A 9,235-nucleotide genomic window follows, 5' to 3' on the forward strand; every position below is an offset into this window, starting at 1 on the left:
GGGAGGAACTTTTCCCAGTTTACAGCATCAAATGTAGTGGATTGGCCGGAATTATTAACATAAAAAAAACCGACTATTTATATGTTTACTATTCATCCCGGTGCTGCGGGTTATGGGCAAAATTACCATTCGCCAGCCAGTGATCATTCTGTTGTAACTGCTCATAAAAGGCTGGCGAATTCTTCAGACAATCTTCCACAGTTCAGTGAAATCCGTAACGTCACGCTCATCACCGATTGCATTAGCTACCTGAAGCAATCGGCACCAACGGTTGGAGACGCGTTTCATTTATTCGAATCCGGGGACGAGAAGGATGAATTGATCCGTTTCTATCGGCAAAAGACCGGCACCGGGTTTCTTTTTGTTATCCGGCATCCGGACGACCTGGATCATCACCCATTAAGAAGGCTGCACTATTACCCCGTTCCCGGAAGAAAAACCGAACATCCCGGGCTTATTTATCAGTCGTTGCCCATCACTCTGATTTTTGATTGTGACAACCTCAGACCCACACAGCTGGCCTCATTGAATGAGCTGTTGGAGAACCCACCCCGGCTGGATGGCAGGCCCATCAGCAAGACAGTCAGCCGGGTTGTTCTGGCTAAAGAACATTTAATACGCCAGTCTGACGCTCCCGGTCCGGATTTCTGGCGTCGGATATTCGCCTTGAATGGATCTTCTTCAGCACCCTTCAATTCCTCTTGTCCCACCCATGAGGCCGTTGTTCGGTCCGTAAGCCTTCGCACCGAGCCGCCAGAGCCCGGGAGTTTGCAGATTCATTGTGCTGGTCAGGATATCTTTGCCCGTCTGTTTGGCAACCTGACCATCAATAGTGAGGGAGAACAGTATTTCCGCAAAGGGATGATCGACAGTCAGCCAGAACCTGTCACCATCTGCCTGGTGGACCCACCGGACGCCAGGAACCGGTTCTGGCACCGTTTGTTTGACATTCTTGAGCAAGGCTACTTCATCGCCAATGGTGAACGGGTGAAGCTGCCAGCATCACTGGTTTTGCAGCAATATCACACCCCGACAGCCCATATCCGGGCATTCAAACAAGCAGTAACCAGCACACTGGTGTTACCCGAAAAAAACTTTGGGATTATCAATACCCATAATTTCGACGCGATCTTCAGTGATCTGTCCGCACAGGAAAACACGCTGCAACAGACCGATACCTTTCAGAAGATGGCCAGCGAATTTGACCAGCTGTTCATTACCGGTGAGTTGACCGATCAGCAATGGCGGGTCCTGAAACAACGGGCGGAATCACTGCCTGTCCCCCCCAAGTTGGTGACCGGCGCTTTGCCAAAGCCCTCCGGTGACCCTGCTGTCAGGCTGTATACCGGCAATGTTGCCAGCAACGCCCACGGCTATCAACTGGCTAAAGGGCAGCAATGGGAGGAACTGTGGTTTACCAACAAACTGAAACTTTCCGGTAAAGTGAGTTTCCGGCTGAGCCATTCCCCCTTATTGCTCAAACTTCTTGCGGGTGAACCGGTGGTGCTGACCGGGCTGGAACATGTCCCGGTCCTGGCAGGGCACCTGGAGTCATTGCTGGCACCTGAGCCCTATCTCTGGATTTACGGCCAGAAAATTGCTCTGCCCAATTGTCAGCTCCATATTGTCTGGCCCGGTGACCATTTACCGGACCAGAGTTCCTGGCACCAGCGTTGGCAACAACAGGATACCGGGGATAGTCAGTCAACCAGCCGTGCCGATCCCGCCCAATCCATTATCGCCTGCCATCCCGGGGCTATGGAGCGATTAAGCCGCCTTCTGGAGAGCATTCAGCTCTTGCCCCTGAGCCCGAACAAAAGCTATCCGGTCATTCCGGTTCAGGCACCTTCTGAATTCCTGGCACTGCTTGAGGCTCAGCTCCACATTGAACAGAGTCTGGATCGTGCCGAGACTCTTGACCTCTTCCACTGGCGCAAGGCCCTGAATAAGTTACTGGCCCATCCCGTGCGCGGTGATTATGTTATTTACAGTTTTGTCAAAGCACAGATCAGCGCCCGGTTTTCGGATCACATGACAGTGGTTGATCGTGATGGCATCGCAGCCATCCTGGAAACCATGCCTGCCCCGCAGCGCCCACGGGACCTGTTGGCTAATTTCTGGCCGTTAGCCCGTTATATGGCACCTGCACTGGCCGACTGCCTGCCTGCTACTTTGCAAGAACGCCCTGCCCAAGGCTGCATCGTGAGGATGGCTGCCGTTATCAAATCAATATTCTCTGAAGAGGGCATCAAGGCACATCATTTGTCGGTGCTGGGTGGCAACATTCAACCCTGTCACGGCCATCGTCTGCGCCTGCTTTACGATGCCCTGCTGGCCTTTGCCAGAGACAGCCACCACCGGGGGCTCCCGGTGCATCAGCAAGCCATGGTTCTGAACCATCAACTGTCAGCCATTACCCAGTGCCATCCGTCTGAGCCAACCCCGCAGCTACAGCAGCATCTGCTGCGCTACTTTCCTGAACAGCTGCTGACTACCTCGTTGTCAACACTGGCCGCAGAGTGGCTTCAGGCCAGCCATGGTCATAAACAGCAACAGGCCAGGCGGCTGGAGCAGCTTATTGCCATGCTCGATAAGCATAAAATTATTGAGCTGACCGGTCCGGCGGGCACCGGTAAATCCTGTCTGGCCTTGGCTGCCGGGCAGGCAATGCAGAAACTGCAACACGCATCAAAGCATTGGCTGGTTGCGGCCATTGGCGCAAAGCTTGGCCAACAGGCAGTGACAACGCTGACTCTGGGACCAAACACCACATGGGAGTACCTTTACGGCTCCGTGACCCTGAAGAAAAACTGGTTTGGTCACCTGGCTTCTCATTCGCTCCCGGGCCAGCTAACGGATTGGGCCAAAAGTTGTGAGCCGGGCCTGCTGGTTATTAATGAAGCCAATCTGGTGCCGCAAGGGCTATTGTCGCCACTGAGTGGTCTGCTGGAATCGCCTCCCAGGCTCTGCGTCAATGGCCAGACGATCAGGTTAACAGAGAAACACCGGGTTTTGCTCACCGGTAATCCAGAGAATTATCCGGGGCGGCATCTGGATCCTGAATTGAAAAGCCGGATTCTGAACCTCTATTACCGGCCACTGCCGCAGTCCATCCTGAAACAAGCCATCATTGCGCCACTTCTGCCGGATGACTGGCCCATGGAACTGAGGTCCACCGCTTCGGCCACTATCCTGTCTCTGCTCGCAGAGTATAAAAAACTGTTATCCACAGACTACGAGCTGACACCAAGGGATCTGAACGACATCATGGCCCGGTTCAGAATGCTCACTGTTGGTACAGCCTGCCCCGTTAGCAATGAACAAATATTCGCACTGGCTGCCGAAGCGTGCCGGCAAAGTCTGGGCGGGCGGATCGATCAGGACAGGCGATCGGAGTGGCAAGCGCTCAGAGCTTACTGGTGCAGTGGTGGCCAGGCTGACGATCAGGTGCTTGACCGACACCAGCAGGCTTTCCAGCAGTTTTTCAGCCAATTGACAGAGGTGAATCAAAAGCGACCGAAGCCTTTGGTCATCAATACTCCGGCCACCAGAGACTACATAAAAACCTGCTGGCAATTTCTGCAACTCAGGGAACCGGGCAGGGTTGCCATGGTGGTGGAAGGGGCTGCCGGGTGGGGTAAGGATGCCCTGTTACTGCTGACCCTGACCACCTGGCAACAGCAAACCGGTAAAGGCTATCAGCACCTCAATGGGACACCAGACCGGTTTAACCAGTTTGTGCAGGCTTTTAACCGTGCCTGGCGTCTGGGTGAGGTGCTGGTGGTCAGTGAACTCAATATTATTCCTTCCGGGGCATTGGAAGAGTTTCTCAATGACCGCCTGCCGCTGCCTCACAAGGCCGGGTTCAAATTGATTGGTACCGTTAATCCGCCCACCTACCCCGGGCGGACCGCATTCCCGCCGTCATTGACCAGTCGATTTACCGGCGTTCATATCCACCATGATACCCGGGATGACTACCGGCTCAGGCTGCAAGCCATGGGGGTATCAGAGGAACTGAGTCGGTGGCTGACCGCTTGCGCCCATGGTATTAATGACAATCTCCGGCAGCAATGCCTTCCCCTTGAGCTGACGCTGCCGCAGCTGCTTCAGGTCGCCGATCGATTGACCCGCATCTCTATGGGGCAGTTGCCTGAGTATCTGCGCCGGGAGTGGCGACCCTATTTGAACAGCTGCCAGCCTGAATTTGAATGGCCCTGTATTCCCGGCCAGTCAGCAGAAAAAGAATCTTCCAAAGATTCGGAATCACCGGAGACTTTCAGCCTGGGAATTTCCCCTGAAGTGTCTAAAGAATATTATGTAACCCGGTTTTTTCCTGGTCAGTGGGATAGCGCGCTGTATCGACTGGAACTGTTCACAGTCAGTGTGACCACTGACCAGAATTTAGTGCGAAGCCCGTTGCCAGAGCGTCCTGTCGATCAGAGTTTTCTTTTGCCCATGTTAGCTGGGCGCAGTCATCTGAAAAAGGGTGAAACCACCGGACGCCTGATACTGAAACCGGGCAGCGAATGGCAGCCATTGCCATCACTGACGGCCGCAGACCGTTTAACCGGTCTGCACACCATCCCGGCAGAGGCACCGCTGGAGCTGGCACAGGACAACCAGACTGGCCAGTACTTTATCCGTTCCCGGTTAACCGAACCGGTGGCTGTGGGCTTTATTATCAAACCCGATCCGAAGTACTTTAAGCCGTTAACGTCGGCCGATTCCATCGAAACGCAACCCCGGCGATGCCCATCCCTGATCAAAGTACATCTGGATCAGGAGGTTTTCATCCAGCAACCAACGCACTTTCCGGGCTATCGGAAGTTGCGGGAAATAGGGCAGATAAGGAATCTGTCCAAACGGCTGCTGGCCCTGATCGATTGGTTCAGAGCGTTTTCTTACGAACACAACTTTGTCGAAACCGGCATCAGCCTGGTCAAGCGATTGTTGCAGGAGCAGCAGGGCAGCTGTCGCCACCGCGCATTTCTGTTTCAATTACTCTGTCTTTACTGGGGTATCGAAGCCCGGATAGTAAAATCGGAATCACATGATTTTGTTGAGGTCAGATCCTGCAATGGGTGGCGACTTTGCGATTTATGGGGTATCGAAAGCATTGTCACATACTTACCTGAGCCGAAATGGGAAGGTATCTACGTATCAGTGCCGACGCCGCCAGTCAACTCACCTGTCGGACAAGGTACAGGCAGTCATGCCTCCGGCTGGAACCGGCTCCTGTCACTGGTCATCTCCCTGTGCCAGCAATGGCAATGTTCTAAATTCGCACTGCCTCAAGAGGCCAATAGCCTTGTCAAAGACGCCGTTCTGGAAGAGTTCCGGAAAAATTTCCGCCCTATCCCCATGAGCAGGCACTCATCAGCCCAACATCAATATTCGTTGTCAGGAGACAGACAACGTATCACAGCATTTGATATTGCCTACATTCTGGCACCGGAACAGTATCTGCTGGCAGCCAGACACGCCATTGACCATTTTGGTACCCTTGCTCCTCCGGAAAAGAAAGCCATTATTGACTGGAGCCACTGTATGCTCATCAGGTCAAAAGATTTTCAATCGCCAAAACAGCACTGCTTCTGTCAGTGGTCGGAATTTGCCTGGCAACTGTATCTGCAAAGCCCGAATGACTTTCCCGTCCTTCCTGTGCAAAGCTTGCAGGCCGTGACCCGGTTCAAGTTTGATCATGATGGTACGGCACAAAGACTGGAGCAGCGTCTGTTCCGGGTAGAGTCCATCAACAGAACCTGGCTGAAAAATGTCAGGGACAGTTCGGAGGCCGACAACTTTTCCCTGCTGTATGACTGGGAAACATTGCCTCAGATGGCTGTTACCGATGTTTATTGGTGCCATTCCTCCCGGGGCAGACCGGATCTTGCCCGACTGATCCGTGGTGAGCCCTGTTTCCCGGAGAAATCAACCTGTTACCTGGAGACCAACACCCTGATGCTTTCCAGTCAGTTGTTGATCAACAGGGCGATGGATGCCCTCAAACTGGCCGGCAATCGACAGACGGGGGCTCTGTTTTGTGACGAACTTCCTTATGATCCGACTGCCACGCTCTTTAATGATTACATCGATCATGCAGAACAGAACCGGCAGTTAATTCGCCTGATCAGCGATCAACGCTCTGCTGAAATATATACCCCGGTGATATGCCAAGACCTGGAAAAATTCCGGGTGTTAATCGTCGGCAACTTCTGTGACCAGGTCACCATCTTTGAAAGTCCGGCAGGGCAAAATTTCAACCTGATCGGCAGTGGGATTTTTTCTCCGGGTATCGCTCTGAATTGCCAGGAGTCACTGAAACAAATAAAACGCTTAATCAATGAGCCTGATGCCACCACTCTTTAACCGCAAATAACAGTACCAAATCAGGGAGGAACTTTTCCCGTTTTACACCATCTAAGTTGGCTGACGGACCGCAATTACTATCAGAAAAGTACTATTTACATGTTTCCTGTTCAGCCCAGTGCCGTAGTTAATGTGCACAATGACAATCACCCTGCTCAAAAAAGTTTGGCAAATTCCGCAGACGATTCTTTACGGCCCGGTAACACCGATGAAAAAACACGAGTAACAGCAGTCTTGTTGGTCAAAAATGTGCAGCTGCATTTTGCCCAACAAGTGTCAGCGGAGAGTGTGCATACCAGCCCAATCCGAAACGTCACGCCCATCACAGATTGCATCAGTCACCTGAAGCAATCGGCATCGCCGGTTGGTGATGCGTTTCATTTTTTTGAATCCATTGATGCAAAGGATGAACTGATCCGTTTCTATCGGCAAAAGACAGGCACCGGGTTTCTTTTTATGATCCGGCATCCGAACGACCTGGATCATCACCCGTTAAGAAGGCTGTACTATTATCCAACTCCCGGACAAAAAAACGAGCGTCCCGGGCTTATTTATCAGTCAGTGCCCATCACCCTGATTTTCGATTGTGACAACCTCAGGCCCAGACAGCTGGCCTCATTGAATGAGCTGTTGGAGAATCCACCCCGGCTGGATGGCATCCCCATCAGCACGACAGTCAGCCGGGTTGTTCTGGCCAAAAATGATTTAATATACCAGCCGGATGCTCCCGGACCGGATTTCTGGCGTCGGATATTTGCCCGGGACAGATCCTCTTCAGCAACCTTCAATGTCACCCCAGCCGCTGTGCCATCCTGGTTAGTAAGCCAGCGCACGGAGCCGCCAGAGCCCGGGAGTTTGCTGGTTCACTGTGCGGGTCAGGATGTCTTTGCCAGCCTGTTTGGCAACTTGGCCATCAACAATAATGGAGAACAGTATTTTCGCAACGGAGTGATCAGCAGCCAGCCTGACCCTGTGACCATCTGCCTGGTGGACCCGCCGGATGCCAAGAGCCCATTCTGGCAACATTTGTCGGACATTCTTGAGCAAGGCTACTTCATCGCCAATGGTGAACAGGTGGAGCTGCCAGCATCACTGGTTTTGCAGCAATATCACACCCCGACCGAGAATATCACGGCATTCAAACAAGCCGTCAACAACACACCGGTGTTACCCGGTAAAACCTGCGGGGTTATCAATACCCATAATTTCAGCGCGGTCTTCAGTGACCTGTCCGCACAGGAAAACACCCTGCAAAAGACCGATACCTTTCATAAGATGGCCAGCGAATTTGACCAGCTGCTGATCAGCGGTGAGCTGACCGATGAACAATGGCTGATCCTGAAACATCGGACGGAATCACTGCCCGTCGCCCCCGGACTGGTGACAGGCACTTTGCCAGAGTCTTCCGGTAATAGTGTTGTCAGGCTGTATACCGGCAGTGTTGCCAATAATGTTGCTGCACATTGTTATCGACTGGCCTCCGGGCAGCAATGGGAGGAGCTCTGGTTTACCAGCAAGCTGAAACTGTCAGGCAAGTTGAGTTTCCAGCTGAGAGAAACCCCGTTATTGACACAACTCCTTAAGGGTCAACCGGTGGTGCTGTCCGGGCTGGAACATACCCCGATCCTGACAGGACATCTGGAGTCACTACTGGCACCAGAGCCCTATCTCTGGATTTACGGCCAGAAAAAAGCTCTGCCCAACTGCCAGTTGCATATAGTCTGGCCCGCTGACCGACGGCCTGACCAGAGTCCATGGTTCCAACGCTGGCAACAGCAGCAGGATACCGGGAGCGATCAGTCAACAGGCAGTGTTGAGCCTGACAGTTTTGAGCCTGAAATAGCTGAGCTCGGTAAAGCTGAGTCCATTTTGGCAGAATCCATTATGGCCGCCCCCGGTTTGATCAAACCCTTTTCGTCCCGCCATCCCGATGCAATCCGGCCATTAGGCTGTCTTTTGTCCCGCATTCGGACATTGCCCCAGAGCCCGGATAAAAGTTATCCGGTCATTCCGGTTCAGGCACCGGCTGAGTTTCTGAAACTGCTGGAGGCTCAGCTCCCCATTGAACAGCGGCTGGATCGCGCCGGGACTCTGGAGCCCTTTCACTGGCGTAAGGCCCTGAATAAGATACTGGCCCATCCGGTGCGGGGTAATACAACCATTTACAGTTTTGTCAAAGCTCAGATCAGTGCGATATTTCCGGATTCCATGGCAGAGGTTGATCGTGATGGCATTGCTGCCATCCTGAACACCCTGCCAGCCCTGAAGCACCCAAAGGATCTGGCCGATCATTTCTGGCCATTGGCTCGTTATATGGCACCGGCACTGGGCGAGTATTTGCCCGCTATTTTCGGCGAACCTTCTCTGCGCTGCACCGCAAAGATGGCCGCCATTATCCACTCAATATTCCCTCAACAGGGCATTGAGGCTGATCTTTTGCCGGTACTGGACGACAATATTCATCCCTGTTCCGGCCATCGCCTGCGCCTGCTGTACGATGCCCTGCGGGTCTGTGGCAGCCAGAGTATCCCGGTGCATCGGCAAGCCCGGGACTTGAACCAGCAACTGACCGCCATTAGCCAATGCCATCCGTCTGCGCCACTGGAGCAGCTGCAACAGCCGCTTCAACACGCCTTTTCGGAACTGACAACCTCCTTGCAGACACTGGCCTCAGATTGGCTGCAGGCCAGCTGCCATCATCAGCAGCAACAGGGCAAGCGGCTTGAACAGCTCACCACCATGCTCAGACAGCACAGGATCATTGAGCTCAATGGCCCGGCGGGTACCGGTAAATCCTGTCTGGCCGTCGCCACCGGGCAAGCGTTACAGGAACGGCGGCAGGCATCAATGAACCGGCTTGCCG

Annotated in this window: 2 protein-coding genes; both read left to right on the forward strand. The window is 53.3% G+C overall.

Going from position 1 to position 9,235, the window contains the following annotated elements; translation table 11 throughout:
* The first annotated feature begins 81 nt into the window (after positions 1-81).
* Positions 82-6,372 (forward strand): transglutaminase-like domain-containing protein, encoded by a 6,291-nt coding sequence (locus J7438_RS22245; RefSeq protein ID WP_209278295.1) that lies wholly within the window; start codon positions 82-84, stop codon positions 6,370-6,372.
* Positions 6,373-6,660: 288 nt separating this feature from the next.
* On the forward strand, positions 6,661-9,235 hold a 2,575-nt coding region (locus tag J7438_RS22250; RefSeq protein ID WP_209278296.1), incomplete at its 3' end, for a PhoH family protein.

This window comes from Thalassotalea sp. G20_0, from assembly GCF_017744175.1.
Lineage (GTDB): Bacteria > Pseudomonadota > Gammaproteobacteria > Pseudomonadales > Endozoicomonadaceae > Endozoicomonas.

Coding starts and splice junctions, on each gene's coding strand:
- J7438_RS22245 (WP_209278295.1), top strand. CDS start 82: ATGTTTACTATTCATCCCGGTGCTGCGGGTTATGGGCAAAATTACCAT.